This window comes from Streptomyces sp. SLBN-118 (assembly GCF_006715635.1).
In the GTDB taxonomy this organism is placed as follows: Bacteria; Actinomycetota; Actinomycetes; order Streptomycetales; family Streptomycetaceae; genus Streptomyces.
The window spans coordinates 3022760-3049262 of record NZ_VFNP01000001.1; the positions used below are offsets into that span (position 1 = coordinate 3022760).

Here is a 26503-nt window from a genome sequence, read left to right on the forward strand (position 1 = left end):
GGACGGGTGGAGTGCCCCGCGCTGGGACCTTGCTCACAAATCTCCGCACAGCTTCCTCCCCATAATGCGCGGGAAAGCGCAACCGAGCAGGGCGGGAATCTGTCTCATGAGGCACATGAGATACAGGGGGGCGACATGCTTCGGAACATCGTCATTCGCAGATCACTCGCCGCGGCCGCGGTGCTCGCCGTGACCGCGGGCTGCACCGCACAGGCCGCGACCGGCCGCCCGGCCGACTCGAAGGCGGGGAGCACGGCGACCGCGCCGGGCACCGGCACACCGTCCGCGCCGGACCAGGCCACGCCGTCGGCGAAGCCCAGTGGCACGCCGAGTGAGTCCGCGACCTCGAAGCCCGAGGTACTGATGGCGAGCGGGACCAAGAGTGAGCAGGTGCGTGAACTGCAGGCCAGGCTGGCCCAGATCGGCTGGTTCGACGACACCCCGACCGGCACCTACGGTCCGGTGACGGTCGCCTCGGTCAAGGGTTTCCAGGGCAAGCGGGGGCTGCCGACGACCGGCGACACGGACACCGTGACCTGGCAGCGGCTGCTCGGTATGACGAAGAAGCCGACGCGCGACGAACTGGCGGGCAAGACGGTCAACAAGCCGGCGGCGAAGCTGGATCCGCGCTGTATGACGGGCCGGGTGATGTGCGTCAGCAAGACCACCCGCACTCTCTCCTGGGTGATCGACGGCAAGGTGCGGTCGACGATGGACGTGCGCTTCGGCTCGCAGTACACGCCGACCCGCGAGGGCTCGTTCAGTGTGTTCCAGAAGTCCCGGGACCACGTCTCGACGCTCTACCACACGTCCATGCCGTACGCGATGTTCTTCAGTGGCGGTCAAGCGGTGCACTACTCCGCGGACTTCGCTGCGCGTGGCTACAACGGCGCGTCGCACGGCTGCGTCAATGTCCGGGACAAGGGAGCGATCTCCGCGCTGTTCGCGCAGGTCCACAACGGCGACAAGGTCGTCATCTACTGGTGAGAAGTTCAGTGATCAAGGGGCGCGGGCGGGACCGGGGGAACGTGTCCCGCCCGCGCCATGTGCGCCGAGTCGTAGGTACGGGGGGAACCCCGACTCTGGCGCAGCCGATGACCAGTCGGCTCACTTTCTACTGCGTCACAGGCCCAAAAAACGTCACACCTGGCGAGTCCGAAACTCGACCCGGGCGATGAAGCGCAGGTCAGATGGCACTCAAGCTCGCGGCGCCCGAGAGCGAGGGAACACTTTCGGACGGCTGGGGCGTCCAGGTGACGGGTGGCAGGGATCCGCTGCCGGACTGGCTGCCGCCGGAAGGCTTCCCGTCGCCACCGCCGCTGTCGTCGCTGCCGCTGTCACTGCCGCTTGCGCCGCTGCCGTCCCCGCTCCCCTGGACGTCTCCGCCCAGCAGGCGGTCGCAGAAGCGGTCCACACGGGCCACGCCCTTGGCCGCGGCCTCAAGCCGCCGCTTGCGCTCCGGGTCGATGTGGCCGCTGCGGTAGTCACGGCAGGCTTCCACCGTCTTGCGGTACCACTCTTCGTGTTGCTGACGGGACTTGTCCCCGTCGCCCTGGAGGCCCGAGTCGCCGTCAGCGCCTCCGGCAGTGGGGTCCGGCGCCCCGGCCCCGTCGCTCGGCGAGGGCGAGTCCTGCGGGCTGCTCGGTGATCCCGGGGTGTACGGAGGAGCCACCGCTCCCCCGCCGGCGGGCGAGTCGGACTCCAGCGGCTCGGGGGTCGCGGCCGCCGTGACGGAGGACGCGGGCAGCGGATCGCCGCTGAAGGGACTGGGCAGCAAGCCGGCCGTCGCGGCGACGGCGGCGCCGCCGAGCGCGCAACCGGCCACCGCGGCGACCAGTCCGAAGCGCACAGGACGGCTCCACCGCTTGGCGCGCGAGGGGCGCCGGTGCGAAGGAGCAAGCTGTACCGTCCCGAACCCGTCCGCGGCGGGCTTCGCGGCGTCTGCCCTGGCCTTGCGGAACGCGGCCAGGGCGGCTGCCTCACCGGGCATTTCGCCGTCGGCGGCAGAGTGGGGAGACTCGGTCCGGCCCGCCTCGTACAGCGCGCGGGCGAGTCGTGCGGCCTGAATCCGGGCGTGCTCGTCCGAGGCCTCGACCGGTTCGCCGCGCAGAATCCGCTCCGCCGCTTCCCTGTCAAGCCACTCGTACTGCTCGTCGGCCATCACATGTCCTTCTGCGTCCGCAGACGTGATTGCGTCACACCGGCGGGCGCCGACGCGCCCGGCCGACGGCCGCGCTGCGGCGGTACACCGTTCAGATCCGGGCCACGCTCATCGGGGGCCGAACCGTTCGAACCGTTCGAGCCGTTCGAATCATTCGGAGAGTCCCGACTGTCTGCATCGTCCTGACTGTCCATGAAGTCCGCATAGTCCTCGCCGTCCGCGCCCAGCAGTTCAGCGAGACGCTTCAGCCCGCGGTGCGCTGCCGTCCGTACGGCTCCGGGCCGCTTGCCCAGCGTCCTGGCCGCGCTCTTCGCGTCGAGACCGACGACGACGCGCAGGACGACGGCCTCGGCCTGGTCCTGCGGCAGCTGGGCGATCAGCGCCATGGTGCTGCCGGTGGCGAGCGCCTCCATGGCCTCGTCCGCGGTGTCCGACTCGGCGGGCTTGCCCGTCAGTTCGGTCTCGTCGCCGCCCACGGCGGGGCGGCGGCCGCGCATGCGGATGTGGTCGAGGGCGCGGTTACGGGCGATCCGTGCGGCCCAGCCTCGAAAACGGTCGGCGTCGCCGCTGAACCGATCGAGGTCCCGGGCTATCTGGAGCCAGGCCTCGGAGGCGACGTCCTCGGCATCCGGGTCGCCGACCAAGGTGCGTACATATCCGAGCAGCCGCGGGTGCACAGCGCGGTACACAGTCCGGAAGGCGTTTTCGTCCCCGTCCTGAGCCGCGAGCACCGCGGTGGTCAACTCCGCGTCGTCCCCCAGCACTACCCCATACCCTGTCCCGAATCGCAGCTGGTCACCACTGCCGCGCCACCCTGCGCGAATCAGCACGCTACGTGCTTGCACCCGGCCGCGTCCACATTTTGTCCAACCCGCAACAGCATGCTGCCACAGCGGGGTGTGACAGAAAACGCACGCACGGCGCTGAGAGAAGTACGGGGCCGCTCTGCGGCCCCGGCCAGCGACGACCGGGGCCTCTCCTGTGGGGGGTGGCGGCCCCGGTCGTCCTTTCACATCCAGGACCAGCCGGTCAGCGGCGGCGGGCCTCCGGGTATGTCGCGGCCGTCCGCACCGGCCGCTCACCCGGTGCCCGGCTTCCCCTGCTTCTGCGAGGGCTGCCCCTTCGCGGGCTCGATGTCCGGACTCACGTCCGGCTTCCCGTCCGGCTTCCCGTCCCGCTTCCCGTCCGCAGGGTTCGGCCGGGTGTCGGACATCTCACCCTCCAACAGCCGCTCGCAGTAGGCCCGAACGAACTCCGGGCCGCCCGCGACTTCTTCCAGTCGGGCCAGGGCCGCACCCCGGGGCGGTGTACCCCGTCGCGCATCGGCCGCCAGATGGACGCGGCAGTGCGCGACCGTGTCCTTCGCGGTGGCGGGACGTCCATGGGGAGCCGCGTCCGCGGACGGCGTCGTCGGACGCACCGGGCTCTCGGGGGTTCCTGCCTCGCGCCGTTCGCGGGACCGTTCCTCGTCGGAACCCGGTTCCGAGGGCGCGCTTCGTACCGGCTCCGGCCCCGCGCCGCCCCCGAACGGCGAAGTGATCGCACCCTTCCCGGCCGCGACCGCAACCCCGCCGAAAGCAACGGCCGCGGCAACACCCGCCACCAGCGCCCTGAACGCCCGTGCCCGGTGCCGCACACCGGCCGGCCGCCAGTCGTCCCGGCTCCGCCGCCACCGCACCCGTCTCGTCAACAGGCCCTCGTCGCGCGCCTCCCGGAACGCCTGGAGCGCCCTCTCCTCGGCTCCGGCATCGGGCGTACCGGGCCGGCGCGCCGACCCGAGCAACCCTTCGAGCTCGGGTGTGCGCGGGTCCTGTCGTTCGGGTTTCATCCCTCATCCTTCGGCGTATGCCCTGGCCAGTAGCTCCGCCAGTCCTTTCAGTCCGCGGTGCGCCGCGGTGCGTACGGCGCCGGGGCGCTTGCCCAGGACCCGTGCCGACGCCGGCCCGTCGAGCCCGACGACCACACGCAGCAGTACGGCCTCCGCCTGCTCGCGGGGCAGTCGGCCGATCAACGCGAGAGCCCGCTCGGTGGAGAGCGTTTCGAGCGCCGCGGCGGCCGTGTCCTGCCCGCCCGGAAGGTCCAGCACGTCCTGCTCCAGCAAGGAGGTACGCGGACGACGCTTCTGCCTGCGCAGATGATCCAGGGCGCGGTGCCGGGCAATCGTCGCGGTCCAGCCCCGGAACCCCGCACCGTCCCCCCGGAAACGGCCGAGGTCACGGGCGATCTCCAGCCACGCATCGGCGGCCACGTCCTCGGCTTCGTCACCGACGAGCCCTCGGACGTACCCGATCAGTCCGGGCTGCACCAGCCGGTACGCGACGGCGAAGGCATCCTCGTCACCCTGCTGCGCCCGCTCGACGGCAGCCCCGAGTTCCGTGTCGTGCGCCCCCACATTTCCCTCTCCGTACCTGCGCCCCTCTGGCACGTGTTCCAACAACTCTGCGTACGGAGACCGAAAAACGTCACCTTCCGCAGGCGGCCCCCGAGTTGGCGGCCCTGCGGGCCCGCCCGTGCAACAGCAGATAGAGGCGCTGCACCGACTCCTCGGGACCGCCCAGCTCGAAACGGTTGACGACCTTGCCGAGCGGATTCCACACGCGCCCGTCGGGCATCCGGACGCCCAGCGGCTGCCCGAACAACTCCCGCTGCTCCGCTCCGAAGTCCACCCAGTGCGCGCCGGCCCGCCGGACGATCACCTCTCCCGTGTACGCCCCGAGTCCCTGGAGCAGCCCAGCGACGTGCCCGATGTCCGGACGGCCGCGCCGTACCCCGTCCACCATGAAGTCGACGAGCCGCAGGCTGGTGACGGAGTAGTCGAGCGGCAGCCTGCCGCGCTGCGTGAGGCGGTCGACGACCCCGGCGACGTACGCGCGCATGTCGGCAGCGCTGGGCAGCACTCCAAAGTCCGTATCCATGTATGACCAAGCGACATGCGGACGCAGAACATCACGGTGCCCGGAAGTGACGCTTCTCACATAGGAGTTCGGGCAGTGCAGCGCTGACCGGTGCGTCAGCCGATGGCGATGCGCGGGTGGGCGCCGGGCTGGATCCAGGCCATGATCCGGTCCATGGTCGAGCGCGGCACCGACACGCAACCCGCGGTCGCGCCCTTGCCGTTGACATGCAGGAAGATCCCGGCGCCGCGGCCGGGCGTGGCGGGCCAGCGGTTGAAGTTGATGACCAGGGCCTTGGCGTACTGGGTCGGGTAGTTGATGAGGTGCTCACTGCCGCGGTCACCGGTCTCGGTGAGCGGGAAGTCGGCCCCCGCCGCGGTGTGCATCTGGTTGTAGAACTTCGACTGCGGGTCCTCCACCCACCAGTGGCTGCTGTTGACCCGCGTGTACGGCATGCTCGTGCCGCCGGACTCGACTCCGAAGCCCTCGGTGATGGTGTACGTGCCCGCCGGCGTGGTGTAGGTGCCCTGCCGGCGGGTGGACCCGTCGACAATGCCGTTCGATCCGACCCGGCCGCTGGCGGAGATGACGGACTTCCACCCGGACGAACCCTTGGCCCAAGCCGTGACCGTCGCGTACGAGCCGCTGGCCTTCACGGTGATGACCTGCGTGGCATTGGCCACGTCGACGCGCACGGGGAAGTTGGGGGCGTGTGCCGTCGGGGCGGCCTGAGCCGTCCCCGTACCGCTGCCCGCCGCGCTGCGGGAGCCACTGGGGGCAGGCTTGGCACTGCCGGACGGCTTCGCGGAAGCGGAGGCCGAGGCGGAGGTGGACGGGGAAGCGGACACCGAGGCGGCCGCGGAGGCGGAAGCGCCCGGAGAGTCGGAGGAGGCGGACGCGTCCGACGTCACGCTGGAAGCGGAGGCCGCGGCAGCGTCGGCGGCCGGGGCGTCCTTGCCCTGGTGCCCGCAGGCCGTGGCCAGGAATATCGCGCCGGTGGCAGCCAGTGCGGCGGAGAAGGTACGGGACGAGGGCAGCACGAAGTAACCCTTCAGGGTGATGGGCAAGACGCGACGGCCGGGATCGGCACGGCGAAGTATGGCCGGTTTATATCAGGTCGACGCCTGAATACGAACCCGACGGATGTTTCGGGCAAATACATTTTCATAGCCAAGTAGCCGAATTCTTCCGGCACTCGACATGCGCCGTCGCCCACCTCAGGCCGACTCGACTCGACGGTCGGCGGCCCCGCGTCGGCGCGCGGCGTACGCGGCACGGGCCGCAGCGATCTCCGCCTCGATGCGCAACATATCCTCCGTCTCGACGTCGCCGTCGGGCGGCCAGGGAAGCGTGTCCGCCTCCGCCTCCACCTCGGCGATCGCGGCATCGATGTCGGCGAAGGACTCCGCTATCCGCGCCCGCCGGGCAGCCTCCTTGCGTCCCGCCATGACCAGAAACGCGGAGATGCCGAGGCCATTCTCGGCGGCGACCGCCCTGATGCGCTCGGCATCCTCGAGGTCGAGGCTGATCAAAATCCGGGTCTTCGCCATACGGCGACAGTATTGCGCCTGCACATCCGTGCGCACTGACCGTGATCAGCTTCCGATCACACCTGCGACCATTCCTCGCGAACCGTCATGCATGCCGCGCATCTCGCACCACACGGTCTTTCTGTTTGGGCCCTGCTCCACACCCCACCGCAGAGTCAGGGCGTCGAGCAGGGCGAGGCCGCGGCCCGTCTCGTCATCGTCTGCGGCCTTGCACAGGACGGGCAGGGCCCGGGGATCGGGGTCGGTGACTTCCAGTCGCGTACGACCCTGCTCACAGACCACACGGACCCTCACGGGGACGCCCTCCCCGAGATGGCGGACCACGTTCGTGATGAGCTCGCTGGCGCACAGCTGGAGGTCGTCGCAGGGCCCGCCCATGTACGCGCGCAGCGCCCGGCGGACCTCGGACACCTCCTTCGGCGTGGCGAGCAGTTCCAGGGTGAGCGGTGGACGCATCACGCAACTCCCTTGCGCAGGGCGTCGACCAAGGCGCGGGCGGTGGCCAGGTTGCAGTTGCCCAGCGCGATGAGGGGCGGGGTGCGGTAGCGGGCGGCGAAGGTCGGAAGATCGATGCCGAGGGAGGGCAGCGTGATGCCGTGGGCTGCGAGGGCCGCCCGCAGCTCCTCGGAGCAGTCCTGTACGTCGGGGTGGTCGTGCATGGGGGTCACACCTTCCAGTGCGCTCTGTGACGAACTGCTCACACCCTGACGTGGCGCCCCGTACCGTGAAAGAGGTTCGGGCTCCCGGCCCTGAACTGCACGTATGCGGCATGAAGTTGGTACGACGCGGGAATTGCGGGGACTCGGGCGGACACGCCGGGAAACGGGCGGTAACGGCACCAAGGGCGGTGAACGATGGGACAGCGCAAGGACATCGACGGGTCGGCAAGCGTCCCCACCTTCTACGGCAAGGAGTTGCGCTGGAAACGTGAGGAGGCCGGACTCACTCTCCAGGAACTGGTCGAAGGCAGCTTCTACGGCCCCAGCCACCTCAGCGAGATCGAACGCGGCGCGCGCCGCATGCCGGCGGAACTGGCCGAGCACGTGGACAAGGTGCTGGGGACGGACGGCTTCTTCAAGCGGCGCTGCGAGGACGTGCGGAAGGCGAAGAGGCGAGGTCACGCGAGCTACTTCGAGCGCGTACTGGAGGCGGAGAAGCACGCGAAGTCCATCGAGGAGTGGTGTCCGACCCTGATTCCGGGGCTGTTGCAGACGGACGCGTACGCGCGGGCACTGGTCCGGGCAGCGATGCCCCTCGCGCTGGACGAAGAGGTGGAGGAGAAGGTCAGCGCGCGGATGGCACGAGCCCACCTTTTCGAGGACAACCACAAGACGCCCGTGTACTGGGCGATCCTGCCCGAAGTGTTGCTGCGGCAGCCGATCCTGCCTCCGAAGGAGTCGGCCGAACAACTCGAGCGCATAGCGGCGTTGGCGCGGCGGCGACGGATCGTTCCACAGATTCTTCCGTGGAACTGCGGGGCACACCCGCTGATGATGGGCGCAGCCACAATTATGGCTTTCCCCGACGCCCCGCCGCTGGTCTACTTGGAGTCGCAGCACAGCGGGGACACCGTCGACGATCCGGCCCTCGTTGAGGAGTACCGCAGATCGTACGATCTGCTCAGGGCCGCCGCGCTGCCTCCGGAGGCGTCCCTCGCCCTGATCGACCAAGCGGCTGAGGATGACCGATATGGCAAGCATCGCGACTGACTTGAGCACCGCCGTCTGGCGCAAGAGCAGTTACAGCAACGGCACCGGCGGCAACTGTGTCGAGGTCGCCGAGGCGTTCCCAGGCGCGGCCAGCTGGCGCAAGAGCACCTACAGCAACGGCGACGGCGGCGACTGCGTCGAGGTCTGCGACGCCCACACGGGCATCGTCCCCGTCCGCGACTCCAAGCGCCCCCACGGCCCGATCCTCACCCTCACGGCCCCCGCCTGGACGTCCTTCGTCACGTCCCTCAAGGAGGTCCGGGCGTCGTCGACTCCATGAGCCCGGCGGCTCGTCAACCGAAGCAGCGCCTTCCCCTGCCTCAGCTCGACAGCCAGGACCGAGGCTTCGCATCCGACGAGCTCTCGCACGCCTGTGACCAGTGCAGACTGCACCTCGTCCGTCATGACATTCACCCCGGTTCAGACGAGCCCGTCGGCTCAGAAGGCCCGGTAATAGGGCGTCTCAATCGTCGCCGCGACACCGAAGGGGGAGAACTCCGATTCCGTGAGCACACGGTAGACAAATTCCGAGGCGGTCATGTCGAGACGCTGGAAAGGCTCCAGCGGGTCCACTCGCGCCACCACGGGCCACGTCGACGAATCCACCGAGGTGTCGACCAGCCAGTAGTACTCCTCCTCGATGAGTGAATACCCCCACTGGACAAGGCCCTTGCCGTCGCTCTCGTCGCTCGCCCCGAGGATCCCGAACGGTTCGAACATCCGCCGATTGTCGGGGTTTCCCCGCACGGACCTGAGCAAGGACTCGTGATTGGCGAGCACCGACTCCGTATCCCCTTGCGCCTCCAGCACCAGAACGTGGTCGCTGAAGGCGCCCCACTCCGGGAAGCGCCGACGCAGTTCCTTGAAATCAGCCGGCAGAGGGGTGCCGAGCACCCTTTCGGTGCTGGACCAGTCGAGTTTGCCGGGTTCCGTGCTCCAACACGTCGCCGCCACCAGGCGATCAACCCACTCCATGTGCACCCCTCCACGCGCTCAGGCCACTGATTCCAATGGGACGAACTCCGGCTCTATCTGTCCGCGGGACACACCCAGACAGGGCCGTTCGTTTGACAGACCCCCATGGCAGATCCCAATTCAGGGGTTCCCAGCCTTAAGACACGCCCCTTAAAACCACGATCGCCGCTGTCAGGCCCAGGAGCCCCACGCCCCATCCGGACCGGCGCTGCTCAGCGCCGAGCTGCTCTCAGGAGATCATATGGATTCCGAATGAATGAAGGTCATCCTCAAGTTCGTTCACGAATCCCCGAGTCAGAAAGGCGCTCGCCGGAGCTTTCTGCCTTGAGACTCCGCATGTCAGATCAATTCGGCCCGGAGGCCCGTCAGCTTTCGGTAAGTTGGGTTGTTCGCGAACAGCGAATACCGCTCCACGATGAATTCAAGTCCCTCATCGACGAAACGGGAAACGGCCGCCAGAAATTCGCTCACCTCGCAGTTGCCCACCTGGGAGTCCCAAGAATTGGTGACAACCAATTCGATCGAACCGGGAGCGGTCGGCGTGAATCCGAGCACTCGGTCATTTTCGGTGAAGCTGATCCTGCCGGATTCGCCCTGGCGGATTTCGCGAGCTGAGAGCAGCAGGCAGAACATGAAGTCGACCAAGGGGATCCCTCGGAACACTTCGGGATCCCTGCCCTGGACGGCGAAGTTGATGTCCGTCTCGAAATAGCCGTAACGCAGGTTCATCTCGCTGGTGGTCCCCACCTTGGCAACCTGCCCCTCGGACAGCTCCCGCATGGAACCCCGGTCGAACTCAACCAGAAACATTTCTCTCCAATTGGTCAAAGAAATCGCCGCCCACGCCGGACGGAAAATATATTCCGTCCGGCGTGGGCGGACGCTACGCTATCACGGAATCGGGTGAGCAGTCCTCAGGCTTCCATCAGGGTTAAGAATAACCCTGATTCCGTAGGCCCTGTTGGTCCCCAGACCCTGACTCTGCTTGTTGCTGAGAATTCCTACGCCGTCGACTCCGGCATTCACCCGGCCCTCATAGACGTATCCGTCCCTGCCATCCGTATTGTTCTTCGCCGGGTTATTCTTGACGACGTCCTGAATCCACTGCTTGATCTTCCTTTCCTTGCCGATGAATGCACCCTTTTCTTCTGCGTCGTATTCCTTACCGCCAATGCGGTGGCGGTCCATGGTGTGCTGCCATCCGTCGTATTCTTCGGTCTTCCAGGTGACATCGGGATTCTGCGCCCCGGGGTCCTTCGCCGAGCCGGAACTCGACCCCTCCTCGGTGCTGCGCAGGTTCCCGAGGTCCTTGCCCAAGTCACCCGCGCTGTTCGCGAAGGCCATGGCCGACTCGGCCATCAGGCCGAAGCCCGCGACCGCCGTGGCACCGCCGAGCACGCATCCGAGGCCGAGGGTCTCGATGCCCAGCGCGATGCACTCGGCACCGCCCAGGATCATCGCGGCCCCGCCACCGATCATGCCGCCGGCTCCGAGCAGCATCGACCCGAGGTCACCGCCGATGTCACCGATGGTGTCCGCGTTCTCCGACAGCCAGTCGCCCGTGGCGTCCGCCGCGTCGGAGCACCAGTCGCACCAGCCGTGCCCGTCGAGCTCAATCCGACTGATGGGGTTGCCGCCTGCGAAGGCGTACCGGTTGCCGGTGAGCGCGTCACTGCTGAGGTTCATGTCGGCGAGGGCGCCGTTGTACATGTCCCTGGTGGTGAAGCGGTTGAGTCCCGGGTCGTAGTCCCGGAAGCCCATGTCGTACGTGCCGGAGTTGGCGTCCCAGCGCTTGGCGTTGAAGCGGTAGGGGTTGTACGCCTCCTTTGTCGGGTCAGCGGGGTCGGGCTTGTCGACACCCGTGAACTCGGAGTCGTCGTCGCTGCCGTAGGCGGTGTAGCCGTATGTGGCCTTGGTGTCACCGTCCTTGGTGGTCACCGTGTCGACATCACTGTGGCTGTCGTAGCCGTAGTAGCCGTCCTCCTCCGTCCCGTCACTCTTGTGCGTGATCTGGGAGAGACGCTGACCCCACGGGCTGTACTGGTACGACTTGGTCAGCTGGCCTGCGACCTCCTCGGCCAGCACCTCATTGCCCAACCCCAGGTAGGTGTAGTCGGTGGTCTTGCCACCAACGGTCATCGACTGGGTGCGGTCCAACGGGTCGAAGGTGTACTTCGTTGTGCTGTTGAGGGCGGTGTGCTCCACGACGTGGTCGAAGCCGTCGTAGACATTGCGCTCGACCACCGAGGTCCCGGAGGTGGCCGTGTCCAGCCGCCCGAACGGGTCGTAGTTGTAACTGATGGAAGCGCCCGATATGGACGCGCTCTGCAGACGGTTGCGGTCGTAGGTGAACGCCGTCGGCGTGCCCCTGACCGTCTGGCTGATGACGTTGGCGTTGTCGTCGTGGACGTACGTTTCCGTGCCAGCGCCGTTGCCCGTCTTGACCGCCTGGGAGATCCGGTCGACCGGGTCGTAGGTGTAGTCCGTCGTGGAATCGAGGTACGCCGCGTGGTTGTCGGCGTTCATCTTCTTCGCGACGTCCTGCGCCTTGTTGCCGTTGGCGTCATAGGCGTAGGTGTGCGACGCGACGAGCGTGCCGGTTGCCTTCTTCTCGGTGGTGCTCTTCAGCGCACCGTCGAGGAAGTAGGTGTAGTCGACCGTGTTGCCGTTGCCCTTGGTCTCCTTGAGCTTCTGGCTGCGGTCGGTATAGGTGAAGCTGGTGACCTTGGGCGAGGCGTCGGTGGCCGACTTGCCGACCGAGACGGACTTTGTCAACTCCCTGATGTCGTAGGTGTACTTGGAGTACTGATCAGGGTGGGTGACGGTGTCCGGCTGGCTGTTGGCATCGTAGGTGTAGGAAGTGGTCTCCTTGTCCTGACCCGCCAGTGCCTCGGTGACCTTGGCGACCTCGTTGAGACCGGTGTAGGCGACCGTGTAGGCGTCGATCTTGGCTCCGGCCGACGTGTCGCCGATCGAGGTCAAGTTGCCGTTGGCGTCGTAGACGTAGGAGAAGTTGTGCTTCTCCGTATCGCTGTCGCCGGAGTTGTCCCGGACCAGCTTCACACCGTCGGCGACTACCGCACCCCCGCTGTTCTGGAACAGTTGGAGCTTGGCCGCATTGCCCTGCTTGAGGCTGTACGAACCGAGCGAGATCCAGTTACCCGTATTGGCGTTCTGGTCGAGCGTCTTGTCGGTCGTCGCCCCGACGGAGTCGGTGACGGTGTACTTTGCCGCCGTGGCCGCGCCCGTCACCTGCGGGAACTTCACATACGCGGTGTAGGTGCCGTCCTTGGGGATGTTCAGGGTCCATGTGAATGCATCGGTGCCGGTGCCGGCGGCGTGGACCTGGTGGTCGTAGCCCTGTTGCCCGGTGACGCTTCCCTTGGTCCAGGTGCCCGTGGCGGACGTGTTCTGGCTATCCGAGTTGTCGACCAGCGCGACCGCGCTGCCGACCGGAACCCCATCGTCCGACTTGGACTTCAGCTTTCCGTCCGGGAAGTATGTCCAGCTCATGGTGCGGCTGGACGAGCCACCCGCCGACGTGAGCGTCCGAGCGGTCTGCTTGCCCAGCGCGTCGTAATCGTATGCCGTGACAATGTCCCACGGGTCCGTCGACGACTTGGTCCAGCCGTTGTCGAAGTACGAGTACGTGGTGTCGTTGCGGACCGTCTGGCCCTCCGACGGCGGCAGCGAGGACTTGGCGACGCGGCCGACCGCGTCGTACATGGTCTCGCTGTAGACCCGCTTGTTGTAGCGGGCGTCCGCCGGGTCGTACGGCAGGTACTCCTTCGACGGACGGTTCAGCGCGTCGTACGTCGTCTCCGAGGTGAAGTCGTCGGCCGCGGCCGTGTTCACTCCTCGAGGAGTGATGACCTTGGTCGTGTTGCCGACCTGGTCGTACTCGTACTTCTTCGTCCGGTACGTGATGGTCGAGGTTCCGTCGTGCGGGACCCTGGACTCGATCTTCTTGCCACGCTCGTCATAGGTGTGGAACGTGGTGTTGTTCTCCGGGTCCGTGGTGGAGACGACCAGAGAGTCCTTGTCGTAGGACTTCTTGGTGGTCTTGCCCGCGGCGTCGGTGACGACTGTCGGCCGGTGGTTCAGGTCGTAGTCGGTTTTGGTGGTGAAGTCGTTCGGGTCGGCGCTCGCGTTCTTCTTCGGGTCGGCGACCGTCGTGACATTGCCCACGTTGTCGTAGGCGTACGAGAGCGTGTCACCGGCGGCGTCGACGACCGACGTCAGCTGGTAGATCTCGTCGTAGTAGTTGCTGGTCTTGAAGTCGTTGGCGTTCGCTGTGGTCAGTGTGCCCTTCGGCTCCGTTGTGGACTTGACGTTGCCGACCTTGTCGTACGTGTAGAGCGTCTTCCGCTCCTCGGACGACGTGGTGTCCTTCGGGTCGATCGTGGCCGTGACCCGGTCGGCCGCGTCGTACTCCGCCGTGTACACGGCGCTGTTGGTCGCACTGGACTGGGTGACATTGTCATTGGCGTCGTAGACCGGGGCCGGGGTGGTGATGAGCACGCCGGCGTTCTGGTCCTTGGGCACCGTCTTGACCAACGGACGTCCGAACGTGTCGTACGTCTGCGTGGTCTTCTTGCTCAGCGCGTCGGTGACCTGAGTGACCTGTCCGCGCTCGTCATAGACGTACGCGGTTGCCTTGTTCAGCGCATCGGTGATCGTCGAGGGGTAGCCGGTGGGACCGAAGTTGCTGTTGGTCGTCGGATTGCCGTTGGCGTCGGTCGCCTTGGTCAGCTCACCGTAAGCGTCGTACTCATAAGCGGTGGTGTAGTCCCCGGCCGTCGGGGTTGCGACACCCTTGGGGTCGGTGACCGTCTTCAGGTTGCCGAAGCTGTCATATCCGAACTGCCAGGTACGGCCCTCGGGTGACGTCTTCTTGAAGAGGTCGGCGGAGTATCCGTCCAGACGGGTCTGGTACTCGTACTTCTGCGCGTTGGCCGGGTACGTGCCCGGGGCGCAGTCCGAGGACGGCGGGACGCCGGCCTTGTTGTTCTCCGCGTCGCGCTGCCAGAGCGGGTAGCCGGTCTTCTGGTCGTAGCAGTACGCGGTCTTGGCACCGTTGGCCTCTTCGAGGTAGGTGACGTTGTTGTCCGCGTCCCACGACAGCTTGGTCTTCTGGGACCTGGCATTGGTGACCTGGACCGGGCGGGCGAAGTCGTCCGTCACGTAGGTCGACGCGTGGTTCTCGGCGTCGGTGACCGTGGTGTCGGTGAACTCAGCGTTGCCCGCGTCGGCGGCGTAGGCGAAGCCCGTGGTGCCCTGAAGGCGATCGGTGATCGTCTTCGTCCACCAGTGGTACTTCGGGTCGTCACCTGTCTGCGGAGCGTAGTACGCCATGTTGGTGGCGTTGCCGCGCGGGTCGGTGATCTTGACCAGCTTGACGTTCTTGTTCCCTTGCGTGGCGTCGTAGGTGAACTTGAACACCTTGGGCTGAGCGGAGCCGTCACCGTCGGTGAACTGCCCCAGCAGGCCCTTGTCCGTGTAGTAGAAGGAGATCTTCCGGCCCGAGATGTCCGTCATGGACTTCACGTGGTCGTAGATCTTCGAGTTGGTCAGGTTGGTGCCGGAGACTTTGGCGCCGGTGGCGTCGATGTAGTCGTAGGACGCGTCACCCTTGTTGAAGTAGGTCACGGTAAGCGACTGACGCCCGGCCGGGTCGGTGATGTACTTGAGGAACTTGGTCGGCTTGTTGTTGGACTTGCGTTCCTCATAGGTGAACGACTGGGTGTTGCCGTTCTGGTCGATGATCGACGTGAGGTAGCCGTCGCATCCGTACAGGAAGCGCGTCCCGTCCGGACGGGTCATGGTCCAGGCGTCCGGGACCGGGTCCTTCGAGGGCTTGCAGTCCAGACCCGCCTTGGCGGCCAGCTTGTAGTGCACACCGGCCGGCGCCTTCCACACCGAGTTGGCGCTGTCCCAGCGGAAGATGTGGGTGGTGCCGTCGCCGTCCGGGAGCTTGACCTCGGTCGGGTTCGGGTTCGGGTGGAAGTCCAGGGGCGCGCCCAGCCGGATCGGACCGGAGCCCTGACCGGACCAGCCCGCACCCAGCACGGTGTCGCTCGTGTCCAGCGAGTTGTACGCGAACCTCGCGAAGGTGTTCACCCCTCGACCCGGGTTGTTGAACGCGTTGTACGACCAGACGCTGTTGCCGGACGCCAGGTTGTTCATCATCGTCGAACCGGCGCCCGTGTTCTGGCCGGTGTACGTGTAGAACTTCTCCAGGCCGAGCGTGTTGGAGGTCGGGTCCTCCACCGCGACGTTCTGCTTCAGCGACGGAATGGCGCCCGTGCCGGCCGACAGCCAGCTGCCGTCCGAGATCTTGCGGACGTCCCAACCCAGTACGTACTCGGTGCGCTTGGAGCCGTTGTCCGAGTTGATGGGGGTCTTGACCTGCGCCTGGATGGTCGCGGACTTGCCCGGCAGCAGCGCCGGGATGGCCGTCGACAGCTGGTTGCCGCCGTTGGTCATGTCCGTGCCGTCGGGCAGCTTCCAGGTGTACGACAGCTGCCGCTCACCCGCGGCCCACGCGGTCGCGGTGGTGTTGGTGACCGTGAAGTCCACCGTGTACTGGGAGTTCGGGGTCATCCGGGCCGGCGTCTGCGGCGCGTAGTACGTGTCCTCGGTCGTCGAGTCGACGTAGATGACCTGCATGTACGGGCGCAGCTGCGGGTCGGAGGCCTCCGACGACAGGAACAGAGTGCGCTCCTGCGGACCGGTGGTCGTCTCGTCCTTCAGCTTGACGGCCACGCCCTTGTTGTTGGCGGGCGTGGTCACCCAGGACTGCATCAGGCCGGTGGCGTCCCACCAGTGGCGGCCGACCTCGTCCGTGATCTGCGGGACGGTGTCCGAGACGGTGGCGGACATGTCGCCGCCCGCCGTCGTCCACGCGGTGGTGGAAGTGGCGTTGTTCCAGGTGGCCTGGGTTTCGGTGAAGTCCCGCGTCAGCGCGTGGAGTTCGTAGATCGCACCATTGGTGGTGCTGGTCGTCTCCGCCCCCCACATGTACATCTTGTTCTCCAGCACCGTCGCAGTGGACGGAATGCCGGTAGTGGGGAACTTCAGCACCGCACGCGTCTTGCCGTACGTGGTGGAGTTGTTGCCGACGCTCAGCCACGTCTGACCCACGCCGAAGGACTGGATCGCGTCCTGGTTCGTCGTCGGCTGCTGCGAGGACAGCGTGGTGTCCGTCTGACCCGCCTGGATGATCTTCATCGTCCGGCCGGCCTTCGGGATGCCCACCACCCGGGTCGGCGACCCGAGCAGCTCACCGCCCTTGGTCTTGACCGCCAGCTGGTAGAAGTACGACTTGCCGATCTCCGAGGAGCTGGAGTCCGGGGTCGGCACCGCGGTGGTGTCCGTGTACGTGGTCGCGGTCGCGGGGATCGGCGCGATCAGCGTCGCCGCCGACGGCGTGAAGACCTGCTGCGTGGAGCGGTGCAGCTGGTACTCGACGATGTCGTCGTTCGCCGCGCCACCCGTGTTGACGTATGCCGGCCAGGACAGCTCCGGGCCCGTGCCGTGCACTACGGTCGGGGAGTCCAGCGCTGTGCCGACCTTGCCGTAGGTGACCGTCAGGCGCGGAATGGTCGAGGTCTCGCCGCCGTAGGTGTTGCCGTCGCCCGCCTCGTAGCGCGGGCCACCGGTCGGCGCAGTGCCTGACTCATCGATGGCCTTCAGCACGAACCCGTAGTTCGGGGCGGTGCCGGACACCCACTTCTGGACGGTGTCGGCGACCGGGAAGTCGTGCCACAGGTTGTACTTGCCGATGGGCTTCACGATCTGGGCCGGGTTCACCAGCCGGACCGAGTCCGCCAGGGTGCGCGTGGTCGAACTGCCGGTGTCACCCAGCACGATCTTGCCCGCGTTGCCCTTGGCGAAGCTGTACTCGGCGGCGTCCAGGGTCTTCCAGACCCCGCCGGTCCCGGTCTGGTTGACCGTGTAGTTCTTGGTGCCACCGTTGTACGTGACGGTGTACGGGGCTGCCGTGGCCGCGTCGGAGGCCGCCGGGTAGTGCACATCCACCCGGTAGGAGTCGGTCTCCGGGACCTGCGGCTGCCAGGTGTACTTCTCGCCCGTCAGCGCGTTCTTGTTGTAGGCGAAATCGTCATTGGTCGCAGCCCCACCGGTGGTGGTGCCTCCCGGCCACTCGCCGACCGCCGCCGTGCCGGTGTCCCCGTCGTCCTGCTGGACGGTGGTGCCGGACAGCTCACCCACCAGCGCACTGGTGTTGGACCAAGTCGCGCCCGACTCGGTCCACGCACCAGTCGCCCGGTGCGCCTCGATGGTCACCGCGTTGCCGTTGGTGGTGTGCGACTGGTCGTAGTACATCGACAGCCGCGCGGCATCGACCTTGACGCCCGCCGGGATCTCACTCAGCGGGAACTGGATCAGTGAGCGGGCGATGCCCGTGTCCGTCTTGCCGGCCGACAGCTTCCACGTGGTGTTGAAGTTCACCGACGGCTGGTCGGACAGGACCATCGTGTCCTGCGAGGTCGTCGGCGACGGCGCGATGGTGATGGTCGGGTCGATGACGACCGGGTACTGACGCTCCTTCGCCGCGAGCCACTTGGCGTCCGGCGTGAGCGTCAGCTTCCAGTTCTTCCCGTCCCGGGTGAGCTTCTGAGAAACCTTGGTGGAGTACGTACCACCGGTGGGTGAAAGGGGCGTCTTCTTGGCGTCCGTCATGTACGGCGCCGGGATCACCATCACCGGAGTGTTCGGGAGCTCACCGAACAGCGCGACGGAACCGTCCTTGCGAGCCTTCGGCGTCAGGCCGTCGGTGTTCAGCGTGAAGGTGTACGAAACCGGGCCGGCCGGAGCCGCCTCCAGAACGATGTTCTCCTTGACCTGTCCCCGGCCCACCACGTACTGCAGATCCGCGCCGGAAACAGCGTCCTTGTACGTGACGGTCTCGCCCTTGGCCTGCGGCTTCAGCGACTTGCCGGCACCCTTCAGACCCATCGTGACCGAGCGGCCGTTCGGCGCCCCGAAACGCAGCAGCTTCTCGGCGTCGGAGCCGAACCAGCTCTCGCCCGTGTTCGCCGTGTTGGCGAAGTCGAAACCCTTCGCCATCGTCGGCCTGAGCTCCGTGTCAATGGGCTTCCAGGACTTCCCGGACTTGTACGAGACCGGAACAGCCGACAGCTCCGCCTCCACCCGGCCGTCCGACATCTGCCAGAACCGCGCCTGCGGCGTGCGCCGTTCGGTCAGCTCCTTGACCCGCTTCGCCTTCGGAAGCTTCTTGCCCTTCGGCAGCTTCTCGCGGCTCGGTATCTCGAGCTTCCCGCCGACGGGCGGCTTGCCGGCCTCTTCGTCGTCGTCCGAGAACCAGCCCTTGACGGTATCGACGATCCCCTTGCCGTCGTCATTCGACGACGACGCCGGGGCCGCATAAGCGACCTGCGGCAGCAGCGTTCCCGCCACCGCCGAGACCACCAGACAGGAGATATATCTCCTGTACGGAACTTTCACCTCAATGCCCTTTCGCATCGGCGGGCCAATTCGCCGCATGCGAAACAGGCACGCCGAATGAGCCGACCCGGAGGTTTCCGGTCGGCGTGACTCATGGCTCCACAGCCGAGAACTGGCAGTTCACGGCTGTGGCGGCGTGTTTCTAATCGCTTGGGTGACGCCCAGTCAACCCCCGGGACATTCAGGACAGTTGACCCCTGAAAAGAGGGTCGATTCGCCCGTTTCTTCCACTCACTCGCGCCCGACGGGCCGCGTCGTGTATAAACGCCCGGTTCCGAGTCAGTCAATTCACCGAAAGCCGGTCCCTCATGCCGTCCATGGAATCACCTGAATCCGTCGAACCCGCTGAATCCGCCGTATCCACTGCGTCCGCTGAATCAACTGAACCGGCGAGCCCGGCAGACGCCGACAAGGGCGGGCGCCCCGACCGGCGCGGCCTGGCCATCGCCGCCGTGGCGCTGCTCGCCTGTGGCGGGCTCATCGGGTACGGCTTCCTCAACACCGACGAGAAGCCCAAGCCGCGCGCCGTCCCGACCGCCGAGGTGACCTACGAGGTGACCGGAAAGGGCACGGCCGAACTCTCGTACCTCGCGCGCAGCGAGTCGGGCAAGGCGACCGTGGAGAAGCGCGTTGTGCTGCCCTGGAAGAAGACGGTCCAGGTACCGCTCGGCAAGGCGCCGACCATCGGTCTTGTCCTGGACGAGAAGGGCGGCCAGGCCAGTTGCTCACTCGCCATCCGCGGCAAGCACGTACAGCTCGCCACCGCGTTCGGCAGCTACGGGCGAGCCACCTGCACCGGAGAACTGCCCGCCGGCCGGCACTGAACCCGGGGCTCGCCCTCCAACCCCCGTGCGCTCAGCGCTTGACGCGCGCCCGTCGCGAGACGACCGCGCGCAGCACGCGCTGCCCCTCGATCGACACATCCAGCGCCTGGCGCAGCCCGACGCCGCCCTGTGCGTCGGCCAGGATTTCCAGGATCTGGATCTGGCGGCGCAGCTCACCGGCGACGAGCGGGCCCGCCCCGTCCGGCTCTCCCTCACGGCAGCGCTTGAGCACGTCGACGACATCGGCCGCCGCGGGCTCGTCGGCGCCCGAGCCCACGTCGAAGCGGTTGTGGAGTTCGAGCGCGGCGACGGAGCAGTCGTCCGCCCATTCCCGCAGCGGGTCCACTTCCCACTCCGAAGGCGCGGCGCCGAGCATCTGACGTACGAGGGCCGCGGTTTCGTCCTCGACGGCGGCGTCCTCCATGGTGGCTCTGGCCTCGGCGAGCCGTTCCGACCAGTCCTCCTCGCCTTCCACCAGGCCCGCCCACAGCGGACGCAGCGCATCGGCCTCGGACGCGAGCAGGGGCAGGCAGCGGTCCAGGCAGGCGAGCCCGCTCGCGGCCAGGCCTCGCTCATCCGCCTGTGCGATCAGTTGCCTCAGGCTCTTCGACGCCACGGACGCCTCCCATCGCGGACGCAGTACTTCCTCTTACTGCGCCCCGTGGCTCGAATGCGTCACTCCGCCGGCCGGGAATCCCCATTCTTTCCAGGAATCGGAAGAAAGGTCCCCCGGTACAGCCGCGGGCCGCTTGGCGAAAAAGTACTCCTTCCGGCACCCCGGCCGCCACAGTCTTGGCGATCTGATCCGAAACACATTCGCAAGCCGATCACGCACATATGCGCCACAACTCTGTTACATTCTGGCCACCTGGAACTCGGCCTGCAGAGCGCCCTGTTGGGACCGCCGCGACCCAAGACTGGTGTGGGCCCGCGCACCCCCGGGCGGGCCCACACCGCGGCGTCCTTCAAGGCCGCCTGCTCCTCCCTGTGCACCGCCTTGACGTTCCGCATGCGCGTCAGCCTGCGGACGACGAGTATCGCCAGCAGCACGGCCACGATGTCGAGGATTCCCGCGAGGACGAAGGCGTCCGCGCCCGCTTTGCAGGCGTCCGGAGTGTCCAGCCGAGTCGTACTGGCTGCCCGCGACCGACTGCACACTCGCCATCCGTGGCAAACACGCACAAAGCGCTACAGTCTCGGGTGCGTTCGGCCGCGCCACGTGTACGGGGGAAGTGCCCGCCACGCCGCGACCCCCACCGTGACCTCGATCACAAACGCTGGCCCGTGTGACGTTTCGGCACCCGCGGGCGCTGGGTGAAGCAGGCCGCCGATGTGACAAGTGAGCCGTAAGTGAATTGAACTCTCCTGAGGGGTGGGGCATTTGAGCCCGCGCAAGTCGCATGCCTACCGACCGTTGAGCATGAAACGAAGAGCATGGCTGACGCTCGGTGCCGTCGTCCTGGGTGGTGCGGGTGTGGTCACGGTGGCCACGGCCAATCCGTCCCATACACCGGAGCCGCCGCGGCAGAATGAGCGAGCCGCCAAGCTGCGCTCGATCGCGCTCGCCAAGGGCACGGCCACCGACCGGGAGCTGCCGTCGACCACCACCGAGCCGTTCTCGCTGATCGGTATCGGCTGGGACAACGCCTCCGTCAAGCCCGAGGGCCTCGCGCAGGTGCGTACGCGCAGCGTGGAGACCGGCAAGTGGAGCGGCTGGCAGACGCTGGAGCTGAACTCGGAGGATGCCCCTGACGGTTCCGAGGCCGCTGGGGGGCGTGGCGCCTCCGAGCCACTGTGGGTGGGTCCGTCCACTGCCGTGCAGGTACGGGTGGACGGGAACAAGACCCTGCCCAAGGGTCTGAAGCTGCACATGGTCGACCCCGGAGTGAGCAAGGCCGAGGCGAAGAACCCCGCCGCGCCGGCGGCGATGCTGAGCACGCCCGCCCCCGCCATGGACAACGCGGCGTTCGCGGTGGAGGGGTCCCCCTCCGCCACCGCGTCGGACACCGGCATCCCCATGGTGTCGGCGTCCCCGACGGACACCGCCACGGCCACCGAGACCGCGACGCCGGCGGACACGGCCACGCCCACCGACACCGCGTCGCCGACCCCGACGGACAGCGTCACGCCGACGCCCACCGCCACCAAGCCGGTTCCGCTGCCGTCGACGGTCAGGCAGCCGCCCATCATCAGCCGCGCCCAGTGGGGTGCCGACGAGTCGATGGTCGACGACCCGGCCGAGTACATCGAGAAGATCCAGGCGGTCTTCATCCACCACACCGTCGGCTCGAACAACTACAGCTGCGCCGAGTCGGCCGCCCTGGTCCGCGGCATCATGACGTACCACATCCAGTCCGAGGGCTGGAACGACCTGGGCTACAACTTCCTGGTCGACAAGTGCGGCCAGATCTTCGAGGGCCGCGGCGGCGGCATCGACCTGCCCGTCAAGGGCGCCCACACCTACGGCTTCAACAGCTACTCCACCGCCATCTCCTTCCTCGGTGACTTCGAGGGCGACCCCGCGACCGGAAAGCCGGCCGGAAAGCCGACGAAGGCCGCGCTGCAGGCGGCGGCCCGGGTGGCCGCCTGGAAGCTCGGCCAGTACGGCGGCGACCCGCAGGGCACGGTCACGCTGACCGCCCAGGGCAACACCGGCAAGTACACCGAGGGCCAGCAGGCCACCATGAAGGTGATCTCCGGACACCGCGACGCCTACGCGACCGCCTGCCCCGGCAAGAACCTGTACGCCAAGCTCCCCTCCATCCGCGACTTCGCCGCCGGTCCGGGCCGCAACTCCGCGATCCCGACCGCCGACTTCAACCGCGACGGCATCACCGACCTGGTCGCGGGCCTGCCCAAGGTCGCGAGCAGCGCGGGCGGGGTCACCGTTCTGCCGGGCACCACCGACGGACCGAGCACCACCGTCCGGAAGTCCATCGACCAGAACGGCACGGGCGTGCCGGGTACGAACGAGAGCGGTGACCAGTTCGGCACCACCTCCGCCTGGGGCGACTACAACGGCGACGGTTACGCCGATCTGGTCGTGGGTACACCCGGCGAGGACGACGAGTCCGGCCACACCGACACCGGTTCGGTGACCGTCCTGAACGGCCCCGGGCTCGATTCCGGCGTCAGTTATATGACGTCCCCCGCCTACCGCGTGAGCGGTGACAAGCTCGGCACCGCCGTCGCCGTGGGCGACTTCAACGCCGACGGCACCGCCGATGTCCTCTCCGTCGCTCCCGGAGTGCCGGGCCGCTGGTGGATGTTCGAGTCCAAGAACCCCACCTATGCGACGAAGGCGGGCTGGCTGAGCGACACCGCGAACACCTCGGTGGTCTCCTTCGCCTCCGCCGGAAGCGGCGACTTCAACGGCGACGGCTACGCGGATGCGGCGATCACCTACCGCGACTCGTCGGGTGTCGGCCGGATCCTCGCGCTCAAGGGCTCGCCCAACGGTCTGGAGCGGGTCGGCCTCCTCTACCCGCGCGGCGGCCGTTCGCTCGCCGTGGGTGACATCAACGGGGACGGGTACGACGACCTCGCGATCGGCCAGCCCAACGCCACCGAGTCCGGCCATCTCGCCAAGGGCGGCGCGGTCGCCACGGTGCTCGGCTCGCCCACCGGGCTGACCAAGGACGGCCGGAAGACCTTCAGTCAGGCCACCACCGGCATCCCCGACTCCGACGAGACCGGTGACACGATGGGCGCCTCGGTCTCCGTCGGCGACGTCGACCTCGACGGCTACGCCGACATCCTCACCGGCCTGCCCGGCGAGGACCTGACCCGCGGTGGCGTCAACCAGTCCAACGCCGGCATGGTCATCCTGATCCCCGGCTCCGCCACGGGCATGACTGCCACCGGTTCGGTCGCGTACCACCAGGACACCACAGGCATGCCGGGTACCACCGAGCCCAACGACCGGCTCGGCTCGGCCGTCACGCTGGCCGACCTGTCCGGCTACAGCAGGGCCGAATTCGCCCTCGGCGCGGACGGCGAGGACGCCAACAACGGCACGATCCTCCAGGTCGACAACAGCAGCACCTCCGGCATCGTCCCCTCCTCGGGCGTCTACTACGGCACCACGACGCTCGACGCACCCAATGGCGTCGGGATCGGCCGGCTGCTCACCCCGTAGCGGCCGACCGCCTTCCCCCAGCGGCCGGGGTCCCGGGAAAATGGGACCCCGGCCGCCTTCGTGCCTACCGCCTGGTCAGCGGAAGCTCGGCTCCGCCGTCACCGGCGACTTCAACACGTTGTCGACGCCGGTCCCGCACGGGATGGGGAGATTGCCGATCGGGGTGAACCAGCCACCGATCGCCCAGCCCTTCCCACGCCTGCGGATCCGGCGCGAAGACACCGGTGTTGAACCCGCACCCGGTGGAACCTCAACAATCCACAACTCAGCCGAGCTTCCCGGCCAGCTCCACGAACGCCTGCCAGCTGCGACCCGGTGTCCGCGGGTCCCACAGTTTCTGGGAGGTCGCCCGCAGCGGCATCGCGATGCCGCGGGCCACCTGCGCCTGCGTCTGGGAGTTGGCGAGGTCGCACCAGACGGCGAAGCGGCCGCCCAGGATCTGGGACGAGTACGTGCGGGGCACCGGTTGGGTGCCGCGGATCACGAACGGGGTCCACTGCTCGTAGATCCGGCGGCCCGTCGGATAGACGAAGGTCTGCGGCTGGCCCAGCACGTAGTACAGGTACTCGTCGTTGACGTTGATCAGCCGCCGGCCCTCGCGCAGGTACTCCACCGGCGGTCGTGCCCCGATCTCCTTGCCCGTCCAGTACTCGACCTCGAGGTCCTTGTCCGCGGTGACCACACCGCCGCGGAAGAAGCCGTCGTTCCATGCCTTGGGCTTCTTGCCCAGGGGGCGCACCACCGCCGCGCGGTCGTTCACCCAGGCCGTCGCCAGGTCCTGGACCCGGCCCTGCGGGCCGTACCTCTGGCGGGCGACGGCCGCCAGCTGCGGGAAGGACGCCTCGGGGTTCCGCCGGACCAGCGCCTGGTACTCGTCGCCGCCGAGATGCCAGTACGCGCCGGGGAACAGCTCCGCGTACTCCTTGAGCAGCTCGTCCACGATCTCCCCCGACGCCGGCTGTCCGATGTCGATCGCCCCGCGCACCGGGCTGCCCCCGGCGTCCCGCAGCTGGAGCTGGGGGTGGGCGGCGAGCACCGCGCCGAGGTGTCCCGGCGAGTCGATCTCCGGGATGACAGTGATGTGCAGCCGCGCGGCCAGGGCGATGATCCGGCGGACCTCGGCCTTGGTCAGGTGCTCGCGCGAGACGATCTCGGGGTGCGAGTCCGACTGAATGCGAAAGCCCTGGTCGTCGGAGAAGTGCAGGCCGAGCTGGTTGAGCTTGATGTCGGCCATCTCGCGCAGCCGGGCCTCGATCCAGGCGGCGGAGAAGTGCTTGCGCGCGATGTCGACCATCAGGCCGCGCTGGGGCCGGTCGGGACGGTCGCGCACGATGCCCTCCGGCATCGCGCCTCCGGATTTCACCGCCTGCTTGAGGGTCCGGGTCCCGTAGAAGACTCCCGCCTGGTCGGGGCCGGTGATTCTGACCCGGCCGCCGCTGGTGAGGGCGGTGTACGACTCGCGCCCGCCCCCGGCCCCGAGCGCCAGCTGGACGTCCCCGGCGCGGGCGGCGACCGCGCCCCGGTAGCCGAGTTTCAGCTCGTCGGCGAGCAGCCGCGCCTCGTCGGCGAGCGCCTCGCTGCCCTTGGCGACGACGACCCCGCCGCCGGGCCGCGGCCGCCAGCCAGGCCCGCGCGCGGGCTCGTGCGTGCGTACGGAGGGGATGGTGGCGGGCGCCCGGGAGAGGGGGTACGTCTTGGACGGCGTCGGTTTCGGGGGCGGTTTCGGTGACGGGCTCACGGCGGCGGGGGCCTTGGTTGCGCTCCGCGCCTGGCCGCCCGCAGTGGACGGCTCGTCGCTCGAACAGGCGGTCAGCGTCATCGACAGGGCCGCTGCCGCCGCGAGGAACGCGCCGCTGACCCTGGTGCACCCAAAGTGCCGTACCACGCAGATACCTCCCATAGATGGCGCAACTACGCCGAAGCACCCCCACCATCGTCCATCACGCGAGGCGAAACTCTCCCGTCCGGGTGAAAATCGCGCATCCGTCGGACAGCTTCTGGCAGCCGCGGATAGCGTTGGAACTCATCCACCCCACTCTCCCCTGCCGTCCCGCTGTCCCTTTCGAGGAGCCCACGCTGACCAGCGAACCCCACGCCGGCCTCCCGAAGCGACCGCCGACACTCCACCACACTCAGCGCGTGTTCGCTCCTTCGGCCATACCGGCCACGCTCTCGCCCCAGCTTCCCGGCCAGCGCGGCGGCGAACCCGGTCTCCAGCGTTTCAACGCCGCGGCCGCCGACGTGGCCGAAACCACCCTTCTCGCCTGCTGCGGCAGCCGTCGCTGGGCCCAGCGACTGGTCGCCCACCGCCCCTACCCCGATCTCGACGCCCTCCTCGCCGCCGCCGACGAGGCCGGCTACGACCTCTCGCAGGCCGACCTCTACGAGGCCCTCGCCGACGAGTCCTCGGCCGCTCTCCACCCGGGCGCGCCCCAGGCGGCGCACACGGCGCTGGCCGCCGCCCACGCCGCGTACGAGAGCCGCTTCGGCCACGCCTTCGTGATCTGTCTCGACGGATACCGCCCCGAGGAGTATCTGGACCAGGTGCTCGCCGGAATCCGCGCCCGGCTCGGCCACGAACCGGACGAGGAGCGCGCCGTCTCCGCCGAGCAGCTGCGCGGCCTCGCGCGGTCCCGACTGGCGCATGTAGTGGCCAACCATCCGGAATCAGACGTAACAGGGGCTTCCCGATAGCCCGTCCGAGGCTGTTTGATTGCCTGTTTGATCACACCTATGGACCCCGGGCGAGCGAACCGACGACTC

At 67.8% G+C, this 26503-nt stretch carries 20 protein-coding genes; 6 read left to right on the forward strand and 14 right to left on the reverse strand.

Features of this window, described 5'->3' with window-relative positions; all coding sequences use genetic code 11:
• Positions 1-135 precede the first annotated feature (135 nt).
• On the forward strand, positions 136-987 hold the full coding sequence (locus FBY35_RS13605; protein ID WP_142214058.1) for a L,D-transpeptidase family protein: 852 nt from the start codon (positions 136-138) through the stop codon (positions 985-987).
• 199 nt (positions 988-1186) lie between these two features.
• Here the strand turns inward: FBY35_RS13605 and FBY35_RS13610 are convergent, their stop codons facing one another.
• The 9 genes from FBY35_RS13610 to FBY35_RS13650 form a co-directional block, all read right to left on the reverse strand.
• Complete coding sequence (locus FBY35_RS13610) at positions 1187-2161, reverse strand: hypothetical protein (protein WP_142214059.1); 975 nt, start codon at positions 2159-2161, stop codon at positions 1187-1189.
• A complete protein-coding gene (locus FBY35_RS13615; protein WP_142214060.1) occupies positions 2161-2925 on the reverse strand; it encodes an RNA polymerase sigma factor in 765 nt (254 codons plus the stop codon). The genes FBY35_RS13610 and FBY35_RS13615 overlap by 1 nt, the downstream gene beginning before the upstream one ends.
• A 314-nt stretch (positions 2926-3239) precedes the next feature.
• Complete coding sequence (locus FBY35_RS13620) at positions 3240-3989, reverse strand: hypothetical protein (protein WP_142214061.1); 750 nt, start codon at positions 3987-3989, stop codon at positions 3240-3242.
• Between the two features lie 3 nt (positions 3990-3992).
• Positions 3993-4553 (reverse strand): RNA polymerase sigma factor, encoded by a 561-nt coding sequence (locus FBY35_RS13625; RefSeq protein WP_142214062.1) that lies wholly within the window; start codon positions 4551-4553, stop codon positions 3993-3995.
• Positions 4554-4623: 70 nt separating this feature from the next.
• On the reverse strand, positions 4624-5076 hold the full coding sequence (locus FBY35_RS13630; RefSeq protein WP_142214063.1) for a hypothetical protein: 453 nt from the start codon (positions 5074-5076) through the stop codon (positions 4624-4626).
• Positions 5077-5171: 95 nt separating this feature from the next.
• Positions 5172-6122 (reverse strand): L,D-transpeptidase, encoded by a 951-nt coding sequence (locus FBY35_RS13635; RefSeq protein ID WP_260848605.1) that lies wholly within the window; start codon positions 6120-6122, stop codon positions 5172-5174.
• Positions 6123-6272: 150 nt separating this feature from the next.
• Positions 6273-6605 (reverse strand): hypothetical protein, encoded by a 333-nt coding sequence (locus FBY35_RS13640; RefSeq protein WP_142214064.1) that lies wholly within the window; start codon positions 6603-6605, stop codon positions 6273-6275.
• Between the two features lie 45 nt (positions 6606-6650).
• On the reverse strand, positions 6651-7061 hold the full coding sequence (locus tag FBY35_RS13645) for an ATP-binding protein (protein WP_142214065.1): 411 nt from the start codon (positions 7059-7061) through the stop codon (positions 6651-6653).
• A complete protein-coding gene (locus tag FBY35_RS13650) occupies positions 7061-7264 on the reverse strand; it encodes a hypothetical protein (protein WP_142214066.1) in 204 nt (67 codons plus the stop codon). The genes FBY35_RS13645 and FBY35_RS13650 overlap by 1 nt, the downstream gene beginning before the upstream one ends.
• 195 nt (positions 7265-7459) lie before the next feature.
• Between FBY35_RS13650 and FBY35_RS13655 the strand changes: the two genes are divergently transcribed.
• Entirely contained in the window at positions 7460-8314 is an 855-nt protein-coding gene (locus FBY35_RS13655; protein ID WP_142214067.1) for a helix-turn-helix transcriptional regulator, read from the forward strand.
• Positions 8295-8594: a DUF397 domain-containing protein gene (locus FBY35_RS13660; RefSeq protein WP_142214068.1), complete on the forward strand. Its 300-nt coding sequence runs from the start codon at positions 8295-8297 to the stop codon at positions 8592-8594. Before FBY35_RS13655 ends, FBY35_RS13660 begins: the two co-directional genes overlap by 20 nt.
• A gap of 158 nt (positions 8595-8752) precedes the next feature.
• Here the strand turns inward: FBY35_RS13660 and FBY35_RS13665 are convergent, their stop codons facing one another.
• The 3 genes from FBY35_RS13665 to FBY35_RS13675 form a co-directional block, all read right to left on the reverse strand.
• On the reverse strand, positions 8753-9289 hold the full coding sequence (locus tag FBY35_RS13665; RefSeq protein ID WP_142214069.1) for a hypothetical protein: 537 nt from the start codon (positions 9287-9289) through the stop codon (positions 8753-8755).
• Between the two features lie 339 nt (positions 9290-9628).
• Positions 9629-10099: a hypothetical protein gene (locus FBY35_RS13670; protein ID WP_142214070.1), complete on the reverse strand. Its 471-nt coding sequence runs from the start codon at positions 10097-10099 to the stop codon at positions 9629-9631.
• A gap of 81 nt (positions 10100-10180) precedes the next feature.
• On the reverse strand, positions 10181-18796 hold the full coding sequence (locus FBY35_RS13675; RefSeq protein ID WP_142214071.1) for a DNRLRE domain-containing protein: 8616 nt from the start codon (positions 18794-18796) through the stop codon (positions 10181-10183).
• Positions 18797-19095: 299 nt separating this feature from the next.
• On the opposite strand from FBY35_RS13675, the gene FBY35_RS13680 reads away from it, so the two are divergent.
• Entirely contained in the window at positions 19096-19602 is a 507-nt protein-coding gene (locus tag FBY35_RS13680) for a hypothetical protein (RefSeq protein WP_260848606.1), read from the forward strand.
• Positions 19603-19633: 31 nt separating this feature from the next.
• On the opposite strand, the gene FBY35_RS13685 is transcribed toward FBY35_RS13680, so the two are convergent.
• A complete protein-coding gene (locus FBY35_RS13685) occupies positions 19634-20218 on the reverse strand; it encodes a hypothetical protein (RefSeq protein ID WP_142214072.1) in 585 nt (194 codons plus the stop codon).
• 804 nt (positions 20219-21022) lie between these two features.
• On the opposite strand from FBY35_RS13685, the gene FBY35_RS13690 reads away from it, so the two are divergent.
• Positions 21023-23740 (forward strand): FG-GAP-like repeat-containing protein, encoded by a 2718-nt coding sequence (locus tag FBY35_RS13690; protein WP_142214073.1) that lies wholly within the window; start codon positions 21023-21025, stop codon positions 23738-23740.
• A 265-nt stretch (positions 23741-24005) separates the two neighbouring features.
• On the opposite strand, the gene FBY35_RS13695 is transcribed toward FBY35_RS13690, so the two are convergent.
• The gene (locus FBY35_RS13695) at positions 24006-25640 is read right to left on the reverse strand and encodes a glycoside hydrolase family 20 protein (protein ID WP_142214074.1); all 1635 of its coding nucleotides are present in this window, start codon (positions 25638-25640) and stop codon (positions 24006-24008) included.
• 239 nt (positions 25641-25879) lie between these two features.
• On the opposite strand from FBY35_RS13695, the gene FBY35_RS13700 reads away from it, so the two are divergent.
• Positions 25880-26434 (forward strand): 2-oxo-4-hydroxy-4-carboxy-5-ureidoimidazoline decarboxylase, encoded by a 555-nt coding sequence (locus FBY35_RS13700; protein WP_399208255.1) that lies wholly within the window; start codon positions 25880-25882, stop codon positions 26432-26434.
• Positions 26435-26503: the final 69 nt, after the last annotated feature.